The sequence below is a fragment of the Mycobacterium paraterrae genome (genome assembly GCF_022430545.2).
Classification (GTDB): Bacteria; Actinomycetota; Actinomycetes; order Mycobacteriales; family Mycobacteriaceae; genus Mycobacterium; species Mycobacterium paraterrae.
This window is the reverse complement of record NZ_CP092488.2, coordinates 84877-105582: the sequence shown is the minus strand read 5'-3', so window position 1 is coordinate 105582 and position 20706 is coordinate 84877. Positions and strand designations below refer to the sequence as shown.

General features: G+C 66.1%; 19 protein-coding genes. 8 read left to right on the top strand and 11 right to left on the bottom strand.

Annotated features, from left to right (window positions below; translation table 11 throughout):
* Window positions 1-41: 41 nt before the first annotated feature.
* Genes MKK62_RS00430 through MKK62_RS00405 form a run of 6 tightly spaced genes read left to right on the top strand, consistent with a single transcriptional unit; the run spans window position 42 to window position 5972 of the window.
* Complete coding sequence (locus MKK62_RS00430) at window positions 42-362, top strand: hypothetical protein (protein ID WP_240262916.1); 321 nt, start codon at window positions 42-44, stop codon at window positions 360-362.
* Complete coding sequence (locus tag MKK62_RS00425; RefSeq protein WP_240262917.1) at window positions 359-523, top strand: hypothetical protein; 165 nt, start codon at window positions 359-361, stop codon at window positions 521-523. The genes MKK62_RS00430 and MKK62_RS00425 overlap by 4 nt, the downstream gene beginning before the upstream one ends.
* A 6-nt stretch (window positions 524-529) precedes the next feature.
* Complete coding sequence (locus tag MKK62_RS00420; RefSeq protein ID WP_240262918.1) at window positions 530-1402, top strand: enoyl-CoA hydratase-related protein; 873 nt, start codon at window positions 530-532, stop codon at window positions 1400-1402.
* A gap of 2 nt (window positions 1403-1404) precedes the next feature.
* Window positions 1405-2928 carry an acyl-CoA synthetase gene (locus MKK62_RS00415; protein ID WP_240262919.1) on the top strand — a complete coding sequence of 508 codons (1524 nt, stop codon included), beginning with the start codon at window positions 1405-1407 and terminating at the stop codon, window positions 2926-2928.
* 9 nt (window positions 2929-2937) lie between these two features.
* The gene (locus tag MKK62_RS00410) at window positions 2938-4278 is read left to right on the top strand and encodes an aromatic ring-hydroxylating oxygenase subunit alpha (protein ID WP_240262920.1); all 1341 of its coding nucleotides are present in this window, start codon (window positions 2938-2940) and stop codon (window positions 4276-4278) included.
* Window positions 4275-5972 carry an FAD-binding protein gene (locus tag MKK62_RS00405; protein ID WP_240262921.1) on the top strand — a complete coding sequence of 566 codons (1698 nt, stop codon included), beginning with the start codon at window positions 4275-4277 and terminating at the stop codon, window positions 5970-5972. Before MKK62_RS00410 ends, MKK62_RS00405 begins: the two co-directional genes overlap by 4 nt.
* A gap of 86 nt (window positions 5973-6058) precedes the next feature.
* Here the strand turns inward: MKK62_RS00405 and MKK62_RS00400 are convergent, their stop codons facing one another.
* The 9 genes from MKK62_RS00400 to MKK62_RS00360 all read right to left on the bottom strand — a co-directional run bounded on the left by MKK62_RS00400 (window position 6059) and on the right by MKK62_RS00360 (window position 15563).
* The gene (locus MKK62_RS00400; protein WP_240263900.1) at window positions 6059-6901 is read right to left on the bottom strand and encodes an enoyl-CoA hydratase-related protein; all 843 of its coding nucleotides are present in this window, start codon (window positions 6899-6901) and stop codon (window positions 6059-6061) included.
* Window positions 6902-6906: 5 nt separating this feature from the next.
* Window positions 6907-8100 (bottom strand): amidohydrolase family protein, encoded by a 1194-nt coding sequence (locus tag MKK62_RS00395; RefSeq protein ID WP_240262922.1) that lies wholly within the window; start codon window positions 8098-8100, stop codon window positions 6907-6909.
* 75 nt (window positions 8101-8175) lie between these two features.
* The gene (locus tag MKK62_RS00390) at window positions 8176-9210 is read right to left on the bottom strand and encodes a hotdog fold thioesterase (protein ID WP_240262923.1); all 1035 of its coding nucleotides are present in this window, start codon (window positions 9208-9210) and stop codon (window positions 8176-8178) included.
* A gap of 57 nt (window positions 9211-9267) precedes the next feature.
* Window positions 9268-9711 (bottom strand): RICIN domain-containing protein, encoded by a 444-nt coding sequence (locus tag MKK62_RS00385; RefSeq protein ID WP_240262924.1) that lies wholly within the window; start codon window positions 9709-9711, stop codon window positions 9268-9270.
* Between the two features lie 105 nt (window positions 9712-9816).
* Window positions 9817-11283: a class I adenylate-forming enzyme family protein gene (locus MKK62_RS00380; protein ID WP_240262925.1), complete on the bottom strand. Its 1467-nt coding sequence runs from the start codon at window positions 11281-11283 to the stop codon at window positions 9817-9819.
* Window positions 11280-12215 (bottom strand): acyl-CoA dehydrogenase family protein, encoded by a 936-nt coding sequence (locus MKK62_RS00375; protein WP_240262926.1) that lies wholly within the window; start codon window positions 12213-12215, stop codon window positions 11280-11282. The genes MKK62_RS00380 and MKK62_RS00375 overlap by 4 nt, the downstream gene beginning before the upstream one ends.
* Window positions 12215-13360, bottom strand: coding sequence for an acyl-CoA dehydrogenase family protein (locus MKK62_RS00370; RefSeq protein ID WP_240262927.1), 1146 nt, complete (start codon window positions 13358-13360; stop codon window positions 12215-12217). The genes MKK62_RS00375 and MKK62_RS00370 overlap by 1 nt, the downstream gene beginning before the upstream one ends.
* A gap of 2 nt (window positions 13361-13362) precedes the next feature.
* On the bottom strand, window positions 13363-14484 hold the full coding sequence (locus MKK62_RS00365; protein WP_434085126.1) for an acyl-CoA dehydrogenase family protein: 1122 nt from the start codon (window positions 14482-14484) through the stop codon (window positions 13363-13365).
* A 5-nt stretch (window positions 14485-14489) separates the two neighbouring features.
* On the bottom strand, window positions 14490-15563 hold the full coding sequence (locus MKK62_RS00360) for an acyl-CoA dehydrogenase family protein (protein ID WP_240262929.1): 1074 nt from the start codon (window positions 15561-15563) through the stop codon (window positions 14490-14492).
* Between the two features lie 250 nt (window positions 15564-15813).
* Between MKK62_RS00360 and MKK62_RS00355 the strand changes: the two genes are divergently transcribed.
* On the top strand, window positions 15814-16659 hold the full coding sequence (locus MKK62_RS00355) for an LLM class flavin-dependent oxidoreductase (protein WP_240262930.1): 846 nt from the start codon (window positions 15814-15816) through the stop codon (window positions 16657-16659).
* Here MKK62_RS00355 and MKK62_RS00350 read toward each other — a convergent pair.
* On the bottom strand, window positions 16656-17375 hold the full coding sequence (locus tag MKK62_RS00350; RefSeq protein ID WP_240263901.1) for an SDR family oxidoreductase: 720 nt from the start codon (window positions 17373-17375) through the stop codon (window positions 16656-16658). The genes MKK62_RS00355 and MKK62_RS00350 overlap by 4 nt on opposite strands.
* Window positions 17368-18189: a FadR/GntR family transcriptional regulator gene (locus tag MKK62_RS00345; RefSeq protein ID WP_240262931.1), complete on the bottom strand. Its 822-nt coding sequence runs from the start codon at window positions 18187-18189 to the stop codon at window positions 17368-17370. The genes MKK62_RS00350 and MKK62_RS00345 overlap by 8 nt, the downstream gene beginning before the upstream one ends.
* Window positions 18190-18320: 131 nt before the next feature.
* On the opposite strand from MKK62_RS00345, the gene MKK62_RS00340 reads away from it, so the two are divergent.
* On the top strand, window positions 18321-20702 hold the full coding sequence (locus tag MKK62_RS00340; protein ID WP_240262932.1) for a CaiB/BaiF CoA-transferase family protein: 2382 nt from the start codon (window positions 18321-18323) through the stop codon (window positions 20700-20702).
* Window positions 20703-20706: the final 4 nt, after the last annotated feature.

Below are 20706 nucleotides of genomic sequence, written 5' to 3'. Positions count from 1 at the left end.
CAACGACGATGCAGAGCGAAGCGATGAGGAGGAGTGGCGAAATGCCTAGAGGCATCATTTATCTACAGACCATGCCGGCGTCGTCCGACCTCGAGCAGGAGTACCACGACTGGTACAACGACACACATTTGGCCGAGATCTGCTCGGTGGACGGCATCGTCTCCGCGCGCCGATTCGCGCCGACGGATGGAAACGGTCCGTTCATCGCGATCTACGAACTCGAGGCCGACGACCTCGACGGGGTCGTCGCCAAGCTGGGTGAGCTCGGCGCCAGTGGCAAGATGTCGTCGCTGCAGTATCTCAGCCTGGACCCGCCCCCGATTCCGAAGGTCTACCGCGAGATCGGCTCCTACACGGAGTGATTCCCGCGATCGAGACTGCAGACGTCCAACGGGGCATGTATGAGCTGATGATCTTGATGAAATCCGCCGACGACTCGCTTTCGGAGGGCGTCGGCACAGGCGAGATCGGCACGACTTACGACATCGGCGCAGAAATCGGCGTCATCACTCAGGAAGGGTAAAAGTATATGGACGTCAACGAAACTCGCGAACGCATCATCTATCAGAAGGATGGTCCGATCGCGAAGATCACCCTGAACTGGCCGGAGAAGGCCAACGCTCAGGACCAGAAGCTGGCCGAGGAAGTCGATGCCGCCCTGCTGGACGCCGACCGCGACTACGACATCAAGGTCCTGGTCCTCAAGGCCAACGGCAAGGGCTTCTGCTCGGGGCACGCGATCGGCAACAACGCGGTCGACTACCCGTCGTTCGTGGAGAACGCGATGGTGACCGGACATCCGTGGAAGGCGCAGTCGGATCTCTTCGTGAAGCCAACCCTCAATCTGTGGGAATTCTCCAAGCCCACCATCGCGCAGGTGCATGGCTACTGCGTGGGCGGCGGCACGCATATGGGGTTGACTACGGACATCGTCATCGCCTCCGAGGATGCTTACTTCTCCTATCCGCCGTTACAGGGATTCGGCATGCCCTCGGGTGAATGTTCCATCGAGCCATGGGTGTTCATGAACTGGCGCCGCGCGGCCTACTACCTGTTCACCGCAGAGGTGATCGACGCCAAGAAGGCGCTGGAGGTCGGACTGGTCAACGAAGTGGTCAAGAAGGAAGACCTCGACGACCGGGTGGACGCGATTGCCCGCCACATCGCCCAGGCGCCGCTGACGACGCTGATGCTGACCAAGGCCAACCTGAAGCGGGCCTGGGAGCTGATGGGTATGCGAGTGCACTGGCAGAGCTCCAACGACCTCGTCGCGCTGGCGTCGATCAGCAAGGACGTGCAGCAGCTGATCCAAACCGTGTTCAAGGACAAGGTGTTGCCGTCCGAGCACGCGCGGCGTCAGGCGGCCGCGGCAGCGGCGAGCGACGGCGCGTCCGCGGGATAGTCGTGAACATCGCCGATCACGCGATCAGCGCCGGGCAGTCGCCGGCGCTGATCATGTCCGACGGCGATGTGCTCTCATTCGGGGAGCTGTACGCGCGAAGCCAACGGGTCGCCGCGGCGCTGCACGACGCGGGGCTACGCTCCGGCGACGGCGTGGCGTTGGTACTGCCAAACCGGCCGGAGTTCTTCGAGATCACCTGGGGTTGCCAGCTTTCCGGGCTCTATTACACCGCGATCAACACCCATTTCACCCCCGACGAGGTCGCCTACGTGATCGACGACTCCGATGCCAGAGCGGTATTCGTCGACGTGTCGATGGCCGAGCTTGCGGCGCAGCTGGGTGGCTCCGATCGACTGCGGATTGCGGTCGGTGGGAACTTACCAGGCTGGCAGTCTTACGCGGAGGCGCTGGCGGCGGCGGGTGAAGCGCCCCCGCTGACCGACGGGTCGGAGATGCTGTATTCGTCAGGAACCACCGGCCGGCCCAAAGCGGTTCGCCGACCGTTGCCCACCGACGGTAACGGCTCCTGGGCGCAGTCGGTGCTCGAGTTGGCGCTGATCCACAAATACGGCATGAACGCCGACAGCGTGTATCTGTCGCCCGCGCCGATGTATCACGCGGCCGGGGTGAACTACACGATGGCGGTCAATCGCGTTGGCGCGGCGGCCATTACGATGCGTAAGTTCGACGCCGAGGACGTGCTGCGGCTGATCGAGGCGTACCGCGTCACCCATGCTCAGTTCGTGCCGACGATGTTCGTCCGGATGCTCAAGCTGCCAGACGACGTCCGCCGACGCTACGACGTCTCGAGCCTGCAGTGCGTGATCCACGCTGCGGCCCCGTGCCCCGTCGACGTCAAACAACAGATGATGGCCTGGTTCGGCCCGATCATTCACGAGTATTACGGTGGCACAGAGGGATTCGCCGGCACGACGATCGGGCCGGAGGAGTGGCTGGCCCACCCGGGTTCGGTCGGTATCCCGATGTCGCCCGTGCACGTCGTGGGCGAAGACGGAGAAGAGGTTGCGGCCGGGCAGACCGGTGAGCTGTTCTTCGAGGGCGGCCCGGCGTTCGAGTACTTCAAGGACCCGGCCAAAACCGCGTCGGTCTCCAACGACCGGGGCTGGCGGTCGCTCGGTGACATGGGCTATGTCGACGACGACGGCTACCTGTATTTGACCGACCGGTCTACGTTCATGATCGTCTCGGGCGGGGTGAACATCTATCCGCAAGAGGCGGAGAACGTGCTGACGATGCATCCCAAGCTCGTCGACGCGGCGGTGTTCGGCGTGCCCAACGACGAATTCGGCGAAGAGGTCAAGGCCGTCGTGCAACCGGCGGACGGTGTTTCGGGCGGACCCCAGTTGGCGGCCGAGCTCATCGAATACTGCCGAACCCACCTCGCGGGCTACAAGTGCCCGCGCACAATCGAATTCGACATCCTGCCGCGGGACCCCAACGGCAAGCTCTACAAACGGCGTATTCGGGACCGGTATTGGCAGGGGCGGGCGTCCAGGATCTTATGAGGTGACACGATGACCAACCAGGTGCCGTGGGCGGTGCAGAATCCGAGCCGAATTCCCAAGCAGCGCTATTACGATCCCGACTTCTATGCTGCCGAAGCCGAGTTGTTCTGGCCGCGGGTGTGGCAGATGGCGTGCCGTTTGGAAGAGATTCCCAAGGTGGGCGACTTCGTCGAGTACGAGATCCTCGACCAGTCGGTCATCGTCGTGCGAGTCGACCCTGACACCGTCCGGGCTTATCACAACGCGTGCCGCCATCGCGGAGTCAAGCTGATCGAAGGCAACGGCAATCGGCGCACCTTCGTCTGCCCTTTCCACGGCTGGTGTTGGGGAATCGACGGGCGCAACACCTTCGTGCTGCGCCCCGAGGCCTTCGTCGAGAGCAACATGGTCGCTTACGATTTGGAGCTCGTGGAAGTCAAGTGCGAACTGTGGGGTGGTTGTGCCTGGATCAATCTCGACGACGAAGCACCGCCGCTGCGCGACTGGATGGAGCCGTTCGCCTCGATTTACGACGCATGGCAGGTCGAGTCACTGCGCGTCGAATGGTGGCAGTCCTGCCGGCTACCGGTGAACTGGAAGCTGGCGACGGCGGCGTTCATGGAGGGCTACCACGTCCCGCAGACGCATCCGCAGCTGTTGCCGTCCGCGGCAAGCGGCGGCGCGTCCGAGGCAGTGCACCCCGTCGTGGCGAGCAGCCTGTATTTCATGCGGACCCTCGGCGACGGTATGGGCGGTATGACGCACGAGAACGACATCCGGATCGCCGAGGGGATGCAGACTCTCCCGTTACCGTCGGATCCAGCTGAGGCGCTAGCCGCTTGGCGTCGCGCCCTCAACGACGCGGTGGTCAAGTGGCACCGCGCGCGGGGGAGCGCGATGCCCGATCTCAACGACTTGATTCGCCGCGGCATCACCGACGCGATCGGCTTCGCCTTCCCGCACCACTTCATCCTGCCCACCTACAGCAGCGCGTCGTCTTACCGGATTCGCCCCCTCGGGCCGGAGGAGACGCTGTTCGAGATCTGGTCGCTCACCCGCCTGCCCAACGACCAGTCGGCGGGCAAGCCGACACCGCCCGAGCCGTTGGCGCCCGACGACCCGAGCTGGCCACCGATCCCCGCGCAGGATTTCTCCAACCTGCCGAGGCAACAAAAAGGATTGCATTCCAAGGGTTTCGACTACATGCGGCTGTCCAACCAGATCGAGGGGCTGATCTCGAACTTCGAGCGGGTCATCGACGGATTTCTGGCCGGTCTGCCCTACGACACCCTGGTCCCGGCGATTCAGAAGACGAACACCACCATCGACGTGCCGATCGTCGACCTCGGTTTCACCTTGGAGGCGCGATGACCACGCACTGGGATCGTTCCGTCGATCTGTTGATCGCCGGCAGCGGCGGTGGTGGCATGGTCGCCGGCCTGGCCGCCCTCGACAGCGGGCTCGAACCGCTGATCGTGGAAAAGCAAGGACTGGTGGGCGGTTCGACCGGCTTGTCCGGCGGCATCGTCTGGTTGCCCAACAACCCGCTGATGCGCGCCGACGGCATCGCCGACTCGCACGAGGACGGACTCGCCTACCTGGACGACGTCGTGGGCGACGTCGGCGCTGCGTCCTCACCCGAGCGTCGCGAAATGTTCCTGACCGCCGGTTACGAGATGATTAACTTCCTGATCCGACGCGGCGTCAAGCTGATCCGCTGCGACGGCTGGAGTGACTACTACCCGAACCACAAGGGCGGCAACGCAGCTGGCCGGGCCGTCGAAGGCATCCCATTCGACGCCGCCGAGCTGGGTCCCTGGCACGACAAGGTACAACCGGCGCTGGCCGAGAACTACGGTTACTCGGTGCTGACCAACGAGCTGCGGTCGGTGCAATATTTCAACCGGGCACCAAAGGCTTTCGCGGTGGCCACCAAGGTGTTCCTGCGCACCGCCGGTGGCCGTGCGCGTCGGCGCCAGATCCTGACCAACGGTGCGTCGCTGATCGGGCAGATGCTCAAGGTGCTGCTGGATCTCAGCGGCGGCCGGCCACCACTGTGGATCAATTCCACGTTCGACGATCTGATCGTCGAGGACGGCCGGGTGGTCGGCGCGCGCATCACGCACGACGGGACGACCGTCAACGTCGAGGCCCGCAGGGGAGTCCTGTTGGCCGCCGGCGGATTCGGGCACAACGCCGAGATGCGAAAGCAGTACAGCGGCGACCAGCCCAACGAGGCCAAGTGGTCGATCGCCAACCCGGGCGATACCGGGGAAGTGCTGCAGACCGCGATGCGGCTGGGCGCCAAGACCGACCTACTCGACGAAGCCTGGTGGCTGCCTTCGGTTTTCCTGCCCGACCGCGTCGTCGCCGCGTCACTGGGTTCCGGACGGCAGCGGCCCGGCGCCATCTACGTCGACTCGACGGGACGTCGCTTCTGCAACGAGTCGAACTCCTACGTGGAAGTCGGCAAGGCGATGTACGCCAACAAGGCGGTGCCATGCTGGATGATCTTCGACGACGGATACGTGCGTCGCTACGTCACCAGCGCCAACCCGCTCAAGCGCAACCAGCAGCTGCCGGCCGAGCTGATCGAGTCCGGGGCAGTCAAGCGCGCCGACACCATCGAGGCGCTGGCCCGCCAAACCGAGCTTCCCGCAGACGAATTGGCGCACACCGTGCAGCGCTTCAATGAGTTTGCGGTCAAGGGTCTCGATCCCGACTTCGGTCGCGGCCAGTCGGCCTACAACGACTGCCTCGGCGATCCGGGATACCGGCCCAACGCCGCCGTCGGTCCGCTGGATCGTGCGCCGTTCTACGCGACCAGGGTGCTGCCCGCCGACGTCGGGACGTGCGGCGGGGTCGTCACCAACAAGCACGCCCAGGTCCTCGACGGCAACGACCAGGTGATCGAGGGCCTGTATGCCACCGGCAACACCACGGCGACCGTGATGGGCCGCACCTACCCGGGTGCCGGCGCCAGTATCGCCAGTTCGATGGTGTTCGGCTACGTCGCTGCGCGGCATGCCGCAGGCCGCGCGCTGCCTGGCGAGCGCGGCCGCTAGGCGGGCGCGGCCTGCCCCTCCGCCGCCTCCCGGCTGGCCGGGCGTTCGGCGGCGGGAGCCCGGCTAGCCGGGCATTCGGCCGGGGTTCAGCTAGTCGGATCGCCGTCGCGGTCGATGAAATCCCTTGGCTTCAAACCGGATTGCATCAACAGCTTGCGGCGCTCCTGCACGTCGGACGCAGCGCCGACCATGTTGGTCAGGATGTGACTGACCTGCAGATGTACCCGCATACCCATCAGCTCGTAGGCGCGTTTGACGCTGTTCTTGACGGCCATCGAGGTGGTCAGCGGCACCTGAGCGAGCTTGCGCGCCATCTCCTCGACGGTGTCCTCGAGATCGTCGCGGGGGACCACCTTGTTGAGCAGGCCCCACTCCAGGGCCTCGGCGGCCGACAGCGTCGGCGCCAGCAGCAACCAATCCATCGTGCGATGCCAATTCATCAGCAGCCACGGCTCGATCATGGTGTGGCCGCCCGGTTCGCCCAGGCTCTGCGCCAACGGCATCTGGAAATACGCGTCCTCGGATGCCACGCAGAAATCGGTCAGTAGACCCAGATAGATGCCGCCGCCCATGCAGTAGCCGTGGATCTGCGAAATCGTCGGCTTCGGGAACTCCCAGAGGTACAGCGTCGGCCATAGGAACAGGTCGGCGGTGCCCTTGTAGAGATCCTCGAACGTATCGCCGAAATCGGGGTAGGGGTTCTCGTCGGGACCCCACCGGGCGACGTGCCCGCCGCAGAAGCCGTTGCCGTTGGCTTTGAGGATCACGACTTTGATGTCGCGGTCGCGGTCGGCCTCATGCAGGCAGGCGTCGACTTCCTGGACCAGCGTCGCATCCTTGGTGTTGGCTTTGTCAGGCCGATTCAGCACGATCCGCGCGATCGGCGGTTCGCGTTCGTAGATGACCGCTTCCAGCGTGCGCCGCTCCATCATCACTACGCGTTGGCCGGCGCCGATACCTTCATCAGCCGCATCAGGTTGCCGCCCATGATCTTGGCGACGTCCTCTTCGCTGAAGTCGGTCAGCTCGTCGACGAAGCTGATCGGGTCCTTGAGACCTTCGGGGTGTGGCCAGTCGGATCCGAACAGCACGCGGTCGGTACCCATCATCTTGACGATCTCGGTGAACCGGTCCTCCCAGAACGGGGTGATGTAGACGCAGCGTTTGAACGCCTCCACCGGGTCCTCGCTGAAGGCCTGCGGCATCTTCTTGTAGACGCCCTTGAGACCTTTGAACAGATCCGGCACCCAGTCGGCGCCATTCTCGATCGACAGGATCCGCAGTTCGGGGTTGCGGGACAGCGCGCCATGGCACACCAGCGCGCCCATGGCGTCGAGGATCGGGCGGTGTCCCATCGCGAAGCTGCGGAAGGGCGTCGGCTTGAACGGCAGGAATTCGTCGCCGGGCTCCCACACGTTGGCAAATTCGGAGTAGCCGCTGTCAGAGGCGTGCATCGACACCGGGATCCCGGCCTGGACGCAGGCCTGCCAGAAGGGGTCGAACTCCTCGAGCCCGAACGAGCGACTGCCCTTGAAGCCGGGCACCGGCGCCGGGCGGACCAGCACGGTCCGCGCGCCGCGCTCCAGACACCACTCGAGTTCTTCGAGCGCACGCTCGACGATCGGCAGGGTGATCACCGGGGTGGCGAATATGCGGTCCTTGTGATTGAACGACCACTGCTCGTACATCCACTGGTTGAGCGCGTGGATGACGTCATGGGTCATCTCCGGGTCGTCCTTCATGCGCTCCTCGACCAGGCTGGCCAAGGTCGGGAACATCAGGGCGTAGTCGATGCCGAGTTCGTCCATCACCTCCAGCCGTGCCGCCGGTTCCCGGAACGCAGGAATGGCCTTCATCGGTTCGCCGAGGATTTCGCGGTAACTCTTGCCCTGCGCGCCGTTGCGGAAGTAGTCCTCCTGCGCGCCGGGTTTCGCGACGACCTCGAAGGTCGGGTTCGGGATGTACTCGCTGATGTGTCCGCGCACCACGATCTTGGTGCGACCGCGGACCTGGACGTAGTCGATGACGCGCTTGCGGTTCTCCGGAAGGAATTTGGTCAGCGCTTCCTGCGACTCGTACATGTGGTTGTCGGCGTCGAAGACCGGGAAGGAAAGTTCACGAGACGGCATGGCGATCTCCTGAGGCTGGGATTCTCACTTGGTGGTAATGACGTTACCCCCCGATTGCCCGCTTGGAAACGACCGTCACGATGAAGGCCAGTCGGGCAGCTTGGGGGTAGCGCCGTTGATCACGGCGAAGTTCACCGTCGCCGAGGCAAGCAGGCCTTCGTCACCGTCGTCGTCGCTGAGCACGTCGATCTGCATGACCATCGCCCGCCGGCCACCCCGCAGCATGCGAGGCACCGCATACGCCGTGCCCTGCCGGATCGGTCGCAGGTAGCGGATGTTCATGTCGGCGGTGGTCATCGTGGTGCCGTCCTGCAGATAGTCCAGGCCGAATTGGCCGCCGGCGACGTCGATCAGGGTCGCGATCAGGCCGCCCTGTAGTGCGCCGGAGGTGTTGACCACCTGCGGGCTGACCGGGATGGTCATCGCGAATCGACCGTTGCGTGTGCCCGGCCGCATCCCGATTTGATTGAACAACTCGGCCAGTGTCGGCGTCTCGGGCACGACGGTCTCATCGGCACCAAGAGCGCGAACACAGAAGTCGTAGAGGTGGGCGGCATCGATCGGGGCGCCGGTCAATTCGGCGCCGAGCCAGTGCAGGCGCAGTGCCCCGAGAATCGTCTGCATGACGATCGCGGCGGCGGGGCCGACATCGAGGTTGGGCCGGAAGACGCCCTCGCTGATGCCGCGCTGAATGACGTCGCGCAGCAAATTGTGCAGCGGGGCCAGCACGCGGGCGTAGTCGTGGGGCCGGGTTTCGGACAGGTGCTGGTTGTACAGGTTCATCGCCCGATTGAGGCTGTCCTGAGTGCTCGACTCGGGCTCCGCGCTGATCCGGTCGATGATCAGCTTGATCGCCGCGGTGCTGGCCAGTCCCGCGGTCTCGCCGCGCCAGGCTTGCGTCGCCTGCGCCATCGTTCGCTCCAGCAGGGCGATCAGAAGTTCGTCCTTGCTGCCGAAGTGTTGGTAGAAGGCGCGCAGTGAGGTCTTCGAGCGGGCCACCACCTCTTGCACGGTGAAGTCCGTGCGCCCGGTTTCTCGGAGGATCTCGACCGCGGTTTTGATGAAGCGGGCATCCCGGGTCGTCGGTTCGGCGTCGTCCTGTGCGGCCATGCCGCCTCCTCGGTCTCACGGGGTGCGCTGTGAGAATGAGGTTACCGCGCGCGGACGTCAGGGAACGGCGTCCCAACCCTGCTCAGGTCCCCCTCCGCAGGGGCGGCTACCGACTGCAGTGCCGGGTCCGGGTCCGCCGAGCAGGGTGAGGCAGCCGCCGAGCGCAGCGGTGATGTGACCGTCGGGTTGCAGGCTCCAACGCTGGCTGCTCCAGCACCCGACCAACCGCAACGCCTCGATGTCTTGCGGCCGGTTCAGGCACTTTCCGGGAAACGCGGCGCTCTCGAGCCGTTGGTCGCCGGTCAGGTTCCAGCGCTGAAAATCGGCTCCGTTGCAGGGGTTGACCATGACGTGGTTCGGCCAGACGTCGCTTGGGGCGTCGAGACAGGCATCGCCCAACCGGCTCTTGATCTCGACCGGTCCGTCGGCCGTCGCGACACCGGTGCTGGCGATCGCCGCGGTCGAAACTGCGCTCAGAATGGCGAAAACTTGTCGACGCATTCCGCGATTGTCGGCGAAAGGCGCAGCGCATGCGGCGTTCTCGCCGAAATTGCTGAGGGGTGCAGGCGTCGGGGTTCAGGCCGCCACGAGCATCAGCTGAGCGACTCAGCCCCCGCGCGCTTCGACCATTGCGGACCGGTTGACTTTGGTGGCCGCGGTTCGCGGGATTTGGTCGACGAACTCGACCGTCTTGGGGACTTTGTAGGCGGCCAGGCGCGCCTTCGCGTATGCGATCACGTCGTGCTCGGTCAGCGCTGTCGCGTTGTCGGCGAGCTGGACCACCGCGTGCACGCGGCGGCCCCACTCCGTGTCCGCGAGGCCGATGACGACGACGTCGGCGATGCCTTCGTGTTCGACGAGCGCGCATTCCACTTCGGCGGGAAAGACATTCGCGCCGCCGGTGACGATCATGTCGCTGCGTCGATCGGCGATGTAGAGGTAGCCGTCGTCGTCGAGGTATCCGAGGTCGCCCGCGGTCCGGAATCCGTCGGGTGTCGACGCCAGCAGTGGTGCGCCGCCGAGGTAAAGGTATCCGGCACTCATCGGCGAGCGCAGATACACCTCGCCGAGTTCGCCGGCCTTGACCGGTTCGCCCTCCGGATCCAGGATCCGGACCTCGGTGTCCCGGAAGCCGCGGCCCACGCTGCCCGGGTGGGCCAACCATTCGTCGCCGCGTAACGCAGTGAGCCCCAGGTTTTCTGTCATCCCGTAGGCCATCACGACCTGTTCGGGGCTGAGCAGTTCGAACCATGTGCGCAGCAGAGCGTGAGGCATGACCGCTGCGCCCTGCAAGATCCACGCGATGCTGGACAGATCCCGTTCCCGGATGCCCGGCAGGGCCGCGATGCGCGACAGCATCGTGGGGGTTGCGGTGAAATTCGTGACGCGGTACACCTCGATCGCATCGACAACCGTTGCCGCGTCGAACTTCTCGAGCACCACCAACCTGTCACCGCCGAGCAGGTAGGTCAGCGGCGAGAAACCGTTGGTGTGATACATCGGGCCCGGAACCAGGATGGTCTGCGGCGTAGGGGTCGGCGTCCAGGCTGCCAAAAAGGGGAACGACGACTCCGGCGTCCAGACTCCCTGTGCCAGCGTCAGAATGACCTTCGGTAGGCCGGTGGATCCGCTGCTGCATATCCCGTTGGCGTTCGGAGACACGACCTCCGGTAGGGGATCGCTGGATTCGCCGGCGGCGCGGGCGGTAAGCACGGGACGTAATGCGTCGTCGACGGCGACGGCCGGAGCGATCACCTCCAGCACTCGCGACCGCTCCCAGTCCGGCAGATCCCAGCGCATCGGTACGGGGACGGCGCCGATCTTCCAACACCCCAGCGCGGCCAGCACGAACTCTTCGGAGTTGGGAATACCCAGCGCGACAAGTGAACCGATCTGAGCGCCGGCATGCGACAGGGCGCGGCCCCACTGATTGGCCCGTCCGTCGAGCTCGGCGAACGTCAACGATTCGGCGTTCCCGTCGCGGTCGATCACCGTGAGAGCCACGTCGTCGCCGTGTTGCTCGGCGAGCTGTAGAAGCTTAGAGCCGAACGGAATTCCTTCCGGAGCGCTCACGCCGAGACCGGGTCGGAGAACAACGTCTCGAGCGCGCCGCTGCGCACATCCGGCAGCAGGCGCATGGCGAGCACCTCGGCACTGACCGGCTGGCGGACCAGCGACTGGGTGTGCCTGTCGAGCACGCTCACGTCGGATTCGTCGCAGAAGCCCAGGGCTCCGAGCAGCTGGTGCGCGGCCCGGAACACCTGACGGGCGGTTTCGGTCGCCTTGAGCCTGAGCACCAGCGCATCCGCCGAACGCACTTGCGCAGGAGCCGATTCCATGCGGCTGATCGTATACTTCGCCAGCTCGTGCAGTCCGCGAGCCGCAACGGATGCGTCGGCGATGGTGAATCGCACGGCTTGGAATTCGGCGAGCGGCTTGCCGAACTGCATCCGGGCCACGACGTGTCGGCGAGTGATCTCCAACGCCTGCTGTATCGCGCCGACGATCCGCCAGGACCCGAGGGTGAGATGCAGATCGACGTCGGCAGCCGGCACCGTGCCGTCGGGTTGGCTCAGCGTGGCCGGCACCAGGAACGGTCCGAGCTTGGCGGCTGTGCGTGACGTCGGCTGGACGGCGTAGCGCGTCCCGTCCAGATCGGTCGCAATCCAGCCGCCGGGCAGGTCGCCGTGGTCGACGCGGGGCGCCTCGGGGCTCACTAAAGCGAGGCGGGCGCCGTCGATCGCGAGCAGTTCCTCGACCAGCGGGTAGGGCAACGCTGTCGCGCCGGCGGCTTGGCATAGCACCGCGGCCGCGAGCAGGTCATCGGTGGATGCGCGCACCTCGAGGTCGAACGCCCCGAGGTCGGACAGCGCCGTCCGGGCGTCGCGACGCAGTTGGTCGTCGGACTCAGCGTGAAGTGCGGCCTGCACTCCGCCGAACCGGACCAGCCGTTTGGTGGCGACGGCGGCGAACTCGGCAATGTCTTCTGGCAGAGCGGGTTTCATCAGTGATCTCCCAATGTCTCGCGCGCGACCAGCATCCGCTGCACCTCGATGGTTCCGGACGCCACCGTCGCCGCCTGGGCGTACCGCCAGTGGTCCTCGATTGCGCCGTGCAGCGGCGCCGACATGCCGCTGTCGAGTGCCGTGGGCCCGAGCACGTCGAACAGCAACTCCGCGACCTGCTGGTCGCAGGTGGTGGTGGCGATGCGAGCGGCGCTGGCCGCGCCGCCAGCGGTGGGGTCGTCTTGCAGCGACACCGCGCGGTAGGCCAGCAGCCGCGCAATGCGCAGGTCGATCAGCGCCCGTACCCAACGGGTCCGGATCGACTCTGGCAACTTGTCCCAGTCGTCGCCGAGTTCGGTCTGCATCCGATCCAGCAGCGACTCGCACCGGGCATAGCGGGCAATCCCAACTCGCTCGAACGCGAGCGCTTCCCGCATTACCCGCCACCCGTCGCCCACTTCGCCGAGGACCTCGTTGCGGGCCACCTCGACACCGTCGAGAAAGACCTCGTTGAGGTGATGCGGCCCCAGCATCGACCGGATGGGCCGGACGGTGATCCCGGTCCGGTCCATCGGAACCAGAAACAGGGTGAGGCGCTTGGATTTTGGGGCGTCCGGGTCGGTGCAGGCCGCCAGCACGCACCAGGATGCCATCTGCGCATACGACGTCCACACCTTCTGGCCGGTGATGCGCCAGCCGCCGCTATCGGGATATGCGCGGGTGCGCAGCGACGCGAGATCGGTACCGGCTTCGGGTTCGGAGAACCCCTGGCACCAGATCACCTCCCCGGCGGCGATCGCGGACAGGTGCCGGGCCTTTTGCTCGTCGGTTCCGTACCGCATCAGCGCGGGCCCCACCCAGTTGATGCCCATGTACTGGGCGCCACGTGGCTCGTGGTGTGCCCACATCTCCTCGCGCAACACGGTCTGCTGCCACACCGAACCGCCGGCGCCGCCATGCTCTTTCGGCCAGGCCAGCGCCAGCAGGCCGTCGGATGCCAGCATTTTGCAGAACGACTCGGTGGTCGCCAGGTCCTTCGGGTCGTTGGTGCACGCGCCCAGAAATCCCTCCGGGATGTGCGTTGCGATCAACTCCCGCAACCGGGTTCGAAGTTCGGCGGCGTCGGTGCCGAGGTCGTAATCCATCGTCATCCCTTCGGCAGTCCGAGCAGTCGCTCGGCGATGATGTTGCGCTGGATCTCCGAGGTGCCGCCATAGATCGTGGCGGCCAGGGCGTCCTGACGTTCGAAGAGCAGGCCGGCGTCCTGCATCGACGGCGGACCCGCTGTCATGGCTGCCAGATCCCAAACTCGCTGCAGGGTCACCGAACCCAAGAGTTTGAGGATGTCCGCTTCGGGGCTGGGTTGGCCGGCGAGTTCGTTGTGCAGCGCTCGATACCCGGTCGCTTTGACGGCCTCGGCGTCGGCGAGCAGGGAGCCGAGCTCGGCGAACACCTCTCCGGAGGAGTCGTCGTCGTGGCCGGCCTGCGACTCGCGGACCGTGGCGAGTCCGCGCTGGATCTCGACCCAGTTCATGATCCAGATCATCTGTCGCTCATGGCTGAGCGACGACATCGCCACCTGCCATCCGCCGTTGAGGTCGCCGAGCACGCTATCGGCCGGAATCTCGACGTCGTCGAGGACAACCTCGCAGAACGTCTCGTCCGAGATCGATGCCATCCGAATGGGTTCGATGGTCAGGCCGGGGGATTCGAGATCGAGGATGAAGCACGAGATTCCGCGATGCTTGGGCGCGTCGGGGTCGGTGCGGGCGTACAACGTGCACCACCGCGACAGGTGGGCCTGAGTCGTCCAGATCTTTCTGCCCTTGACGCGGAACACGTCCCCATCAAGCACGGCCCGGGTGCTCAGGCCGGCGAAGTCGGATCCGGCTTCTGGTTCGGACATGCCCAGTGCCCACCACTCGTCGCCGCGCAGCAACGGGACGAGCAGCCGGTCGATCTGCTCGGGGGTGCCGAAGCGCCGGATACCCGGTGCCGCGACGCCGGGCCCGGCGACGTTGGGCAGCTTGGGGGCCGATCGCATCGCCGCCTCGAGCCGGATCTCCATCGCCTCGGCCAAACCCAGTGACCGTCCGCCGTGCTCGCGTGGCCATGTCGGCTGCAACCAGCCGGCCTCGAAGGCGGCCCGTTGGTGATCACGACGCAGCCCGATGTCCCAGCGGTATTCGTCGTAGCGCTGGTAGTAGTCGCGGGGCAGAAAGTCGCTCAGCCACGCGTCGTATTCGGCCGTCAGCTCGGTCGCGGTCATTGCAGTCATGGGCGACTCCCGGCGAAGCGACGCCCGACCGCGTGGTACAGCGCGCGACTGTCTCCGAGCGTCGAGGCCACCTGCCACGCGTGCCGCAGGTATAGGTGCATGTCGTGTTCCCAGGTCTGCGCCAGGGCGCCGTGGACCTGCACGCCGGTGCGTGCGCATCCGACCGCGGCCTCGGCGGCGGCGGCCTTGGCCAGTGCGGTCGCGTCCCAGCCGTCGGTGGGGGAGGTCTTCGGATCGTCGAGCCGCGCCGCGGCGGCGTACGTCAGACCGCGGGCGCGTTCCAGCGCGACATAGTTGTCGGCCAATGCGTGCTTGATGCCCTGGAATGCGCCGATCGGTTTGCCGAACTGGTGGCGCGTCTTCGCGTGCTCGACCGAGCGGGACAGCGCGGCGGCAGCCACACCGACCAGGTCCGCTGCGGCGGCCAGCAGCGGGGTCGCCAGCGCGGACGCCGGGTCGACCGCGGCTACGGCGATGGGGTTGGCGTCGACGTCGACGTCGGCCACCGGCTGAGCGGGATCGGTGCCGTCGGTTTCGTGCACGGTGATGCCCTCGCCGACGCGGAGCACGGCGGCGACCGGGCCATCGGCCGACGACGCCAGCGTCACGATCAGCTCGGCCCGGGGGAGGCCGAGCACTGCAACGGCCCGGCCCCGAATGCGTCCGTTCTCCAGCGCCATCGTGGTGCCGGGCAGTCGATGGCCCGGCGGGTGGACGGCCAGCGCCGCAACGCTCCCTTCGGCGATGTCGGACAGCGTCTCGGCGGCTGCGGGTCCGGCGGTACGCAGCAGGCCAGCGGCCAGGCCGACGCTGGACAGCAGCGGTACTGGCGCGAGCGCAGCGCCGCACTCCTCCAGGACGACGGCGAGGTCCATCCGGCCGAAGGAGTTGTCGTCATCGGGCCGGGCGAGTTCGGTCCAGCCGAGGTCGACGACCGTCTTCCAGACCGTGCGCCAGCGCTCCGAATCTGTCATGGCCTGCCGCGCGATCGCCGGGGGGCATTCGGCACGCAGGACATCGCGCACGCTGTCGCGCAGCGCCAATTGTCCGGAATTTAGTCCTACGTCCATAAGGCCTCTAACATAGTAAAAATAGTAAACTAGCGCGACCAACGTCAATCGCTTTGGTGACGGGTTCAACGACTGAAATTGGGTGGTCGGATATCGCCGCGCCAGCGACGATTCAGAGCGAAGCGATGAGCAGGAGTGGCGCACTATGACCGCGCCAGCGACGATTCAGAGCGAAGCGATGAGCAGGAGTGGTGCACTATGACCGCGCCAGCGACGATTCAGAGCGAAGCGATGAGGAGGAGTGGCGCAAATGACTGAGTGGTACCTGTTCCTGCCGCAGGTACGGGTTCCGGTCGCCGACCTCGTGGAGCGGGCCCGGCGTGCCGAGGCCAGTGGATTCGACGGGATCGCGTTCATCGACCACCTCGAGGCTCCGGGCCTTCCCGACGAAAGCATTTGGGAGGCAATGAGCGTCGCGACATGGGTGGCCGCGAAGACCGAGCGGCTGCGGATCGGCCACCTAGTGCTCTGTGATGCATTCCGCCACCCAGCGGTGCTGGCCAAGCAGGCCGTCACGTTGTCGGAGGCCTCGGACGGTCGATTCGACCTCGGCCTCGGGTCCGGATCGTGGCCCGCCGAGCTGGCCAGATTCGATGTCGGACAGCAAGATCCGCTGGCCCGCGTCAAACAACTCGAGCGCCATCTGGATCTGATCAACCAGTACTGGGGACGCGACGAGGGAGCGGCCGGCAGTCAGGTGCCGCGGCCCTCGCGGCACATCCCGCTGATCTTGGGCGGCACCGGCAGGCGGATGATGGAACTTGTTCGCAAGCATGCGGATTGGTGGAACATCCCGGCCAACCACATCGACCGCCTGGCGGAATTGGCACCGTCCGCGGGCTCGGCCAGGGTATCCATCCAGCAGATGGTCGGGTTTATCCGCAAAGACAGCGACCCGAACAAAGTTCGCGAGGTGAGCGCAAAGCGCTTCGGAAATCTCGGGTCAGGTCTGGTGTGTGGTGACGCCGACGAATTGTCCGGACACTTCGGTCATTTGTCCGGTCAAGGCGTCGAGCGTTTCTATGTCTGGTTCGCCGATTTCGCGGCGCCGGAATCACTCGACGAATTCGGTGAAACGGTGATCAAGAATTTTTAGCGCTGTGCCGCTCGCCGGTGAACCTCTTCAGGGACAACGGGCTTCCGGGCGTACGGTCCCCGTCGCACCGCGCTGAGCCTGATCTCCGGGACATCCACCGACGGGTCCACCGTGTCGAGCCACGCGACGGTGCCGGCGACATCGGCGACCTGGATTGCCTGCATCTCGAACGGAACATCCTGCAGCATATCGGTTTCCACCGGACCTGGCGTCACGATGTGCACGGCGATGCCGTCGCGGTCGACTTCCAGCGCGAGCGCGCGGGCGAAGGCGCTCATCCCCGCCTTGGACGCGGAGTAGGCGGTGCGCGCCATCATCGGCTCGTACGACGCGGACGACGAGATGAAGACGAACCTCGAGCCGGCGCGCATCTTCGGTAGTGCCGCCGACGTCAGCACGAAGCAGGAATCCAGGTTGGCCGAGATGATCGCCCGCCACTGCTCGAAAGTCTGCTTGCGAGCGTAGGTGCCGCCGAGCGCGCCCGCCGCGTGCACGACCAGGTCGATCGTCTCGAGCGGAGCGATCGCGTCGGCGAATCCGGTCGGGTCCGAGGCGTCGGCGACGATATAGCGAGCTCCGATCTCGTCGGCCGCCGCCCGCAGCGGACCCTCGCGACGCGCGGAAAGTACTGCGTCGTAGCCCAGTTCGCACAGTTTGGCGGCACAGGCCTTGCCGATGCCGCCGCTACCGCCGGTAACCAGTGCGGTTCTAGAGATGGCGGTTGTCCCGTGGGCGGGACAACGCTTGCGGCGACAGAGCGTAAATCCGTTGGTCAGGTCCGGCGGCCAACACGTGGCTCTGGGTGTCGGAAAGGTGTCGCGCCGCAACCCGACGTGCCCTCTCCACGTCGCCGGCTTCGATCATCTCGGCCATCTTGACGTGTGTGCTGAGTACGGCACGACGCTTGGAAAGCGACGGATAGGTGCCCCTTGCCGCGCTTTCGTCGGCCCACTGCTGCTCGTGGCTGGTCCACAGCGTTTCCAGGGTGCCGACGACAGCGATGATCGTCTTGTTGCCACACCCGTGGACGATCGCATCGTGAAATCGCCGGCCGATCTCGGTGAATTCCGGCCCGTCCTCGAGATGAGTTTCCATCGCGTCGTTGATCTCTTTGAGCTCGGCAACGATGGTGTCGGCGCGGTCGGCTCGCTGGGCGGCCAAAGCGGCGCAGGCGGGTTCGAGCTCGAGGAGCGCGGTCCCCAGGTCGGCCACCACCACCGACTCGCTCTGCAGCAGCAGACCCAGCATGTACGCGGCGCTGGTTTTCGCCGGAGCATGCACGATGGCGCCGCCGCGATTGCCGCGCCTGACCGACACCAACCCTTCGGTTTCCAGGATTCGCAAGGCTTCTCGAAGCGACACCAGACTGACGTTGAACTGTTCGACGAGCACCTCTTGGCGCGGCAGCAAGTCGCCATCGGCGAGATCGCCGTCGATGATCTGCCGCCGCAACTCGTCAGCGACGATCTCGGCGATCCGCGGCGCCGACAATCGGCGTCGGGCCTCCGGGCCAATTCCGAGCGCAGTCATCCGATTCCAGCAGCGGGACTCACGGGCAGAGACACGGCCGCTGCGCCCGCGAACTCCTTTCCTGCAATCTTAGCAGTAATGGCATAATAGCCGCGCTAGAAGACATCGTGACGATTGCAACGGATACTCCTTTGAGCGACGGGCGAAGCAGCCGACCGACACCGCTGGAGGACGTCCGTGTGGTCGAGATCAGCGATCGCATCGCGGGTAGCTACTGCGGAAAGCTTCTGGTCGACGCAGGTGCCGCCGTCCGTAAAATCGAACCAGCGCAAGGGGATTGGCTGAGGCGCTTCACTGCGAGCGGGTCGGCCATTGCCGGCGGCGCCGACTCGCCACTGTTCGGTTATCTCAATGCCGGCAAGCGCAGCCTGACCTGGCCGAGCGTCGACCTCGCTGCGGAATTGGCCGGCGCCGACATCGTCGTGGTCACCGCCGCGCCGTCCCGGGCTGCCGAATGGGGCATCGATCCGCAGCGCTTGCTCGACGAGTTTCCCCGTGCGGTCATCGTCACCATCTCCGACTTCGGCTGGACCGGACCCTATGCCGAACGCGCCGCGAGTGAGTTCACCCTGCAGGCGTGGTCCGGGCTGACCGGCTTCCGCGGCGACCCGGCCGGTCCGCCGATCTCGATCGGCGGCGACCTGGGCGAGTACATGGGCGGGGCGTTCGCCGCGTTCGGTGCGCTGGCCGTGCACCGCCGCGTCACGCACGGTGGGCCCGGCGAACACCTGGATCTGTCGATGCTGGAAGCGATCACGCTGATGCAAAGCGGCGAATGGTTGCATTCGCGTCTGCTCGACGTGCCGCCGGTGACGCGCACCGTCGAAGTGCCGTCGATCGAGCCGGCCAAGGACGGCTATGTCGGCATCACGATGGTCACCGGCCAGCAGTGGCTGGACTTCGCCGCGATGGTCGACTGCCCTGAGCTGACCGAGAATTCGCAGCTGAGCTTCCAGATCGGGCGATGGCAGTATCGCGACCTGATCCGCGAGAAGATCCGGCCGTGGCTCGCCGAGCGCACCGTCGCCGAGGTCGTCGAACTCGGCCAGTTGTTCCGGTTGCCGATCGCGGCGCTGGGCAACGGCGCGACCGTCCGCGAGACGGCCTACGCCACCGAGCGCGGGGTGTTCGTGCGCAACCCGGCCGGATTCCACCAGCCGCGCACGCCGTGGTTGATGTCGCGGTGCGCGCCCGCACCCCTGCGCCGCGCGCCCGCACTGGGCGAGGCTGACACGACCGCGCCATGGCCGGTCCGCCAGTCCGGTGAGCCGCCGTCCGATCGGCGACTGCCGCTCGAGGGTGTTCGGATCGTCGATCTGACCGCGTTTTGGGCCGGGCCCGCCGCCACGCACCTGCTCGCGGCGTTCGGCGCCGACGTGATCAAGGTCGAGTCGATCCAGCGGCCCGACGGCATCCGGTACTCCGGTGGCATGCGCAAAGACGTCGACGACTGGTGGGAGTACGGCTGGGTGTTCCATGCCATGAACACCAACAAGCGTTGCGTGACATTGGATTTGGGCTCCGAGGACGGGCGTCGCCTGTTCGGTCAGTTGGTCGCCGACGCCCACGTCGTGATCGAGAACTTCTCCCCGCGGGTGATGGAACACTTCGGGCTCACCGCCGACGCCCTGCTGGCGATCAACCCTCGGCTGGTGATCGCTCGGATGCCGGCGTTCGGGCTGGACGGCCCGTGGCGCGACCGCGTCGGGTTCGCGCCGACCATGGAGCAGATTGCCGGACTGGCGTGGGTGACCGGTGCCGCGGACGGGCCGCCGGTGCCGCCGCGGGGTGCGTGCGATCCGCTGGCCGGTGTGCATGCGGCGTTCGCCGTGACCGCGGCGCTGTGTTTCGCCGACCGCACCGGAGCGGGTCAACTGGTCGAGTTGCCGATGATCGAGACGGTCCTGAACGTCACCGCCGTTCAGCCGATAGAGGCCGAGGTATTCGGTGTCACGCTCAGCCGCCGGGGCAACCGTGGGCATGGGTGGGCCGTTCAGAATCTGTACCGCTGCAAAGGCGACGACGACTGGATCGCCGTCACCGTGGGCACCGACGGGCAGTGGCGAGCGCTGGTCGATGCGCTGGGCAAGCCGCCGTGGGCCGACGATCACCGGTTCGACACCGTCGCGGCCCGACTCGCCCACGCCGACGAGATCGACCAACAGCTGCAGCGCTGGTTCGCCGACCAGAATCTCGACGAGGTTGTGAAAGCGCTTGCTGCCGCGGGCATTCCCGTCGCGCCCGTGGTGTCACCGTCGCTGATCACCGAGAACGATCAGCTCAACGACCGCGGTTTCCTCGAAACGCTCGAGCATCCCCGGACCGGCGCGGCCCGCTATCCGCGACCGCCCTTTGCGCCGCTCGACGGGCGGCGGACCTGGCTGATGCGCCCGCCGCCCACACTCGGCGAGCACAACGACGAGATACTTCGCGACTGCTGCGGGCTGACCGACGACGATCTGACACGATTGGCGGCCGCGGGCGTGATCGGCACGCGGCCGAAAGGCCTATGAGAGG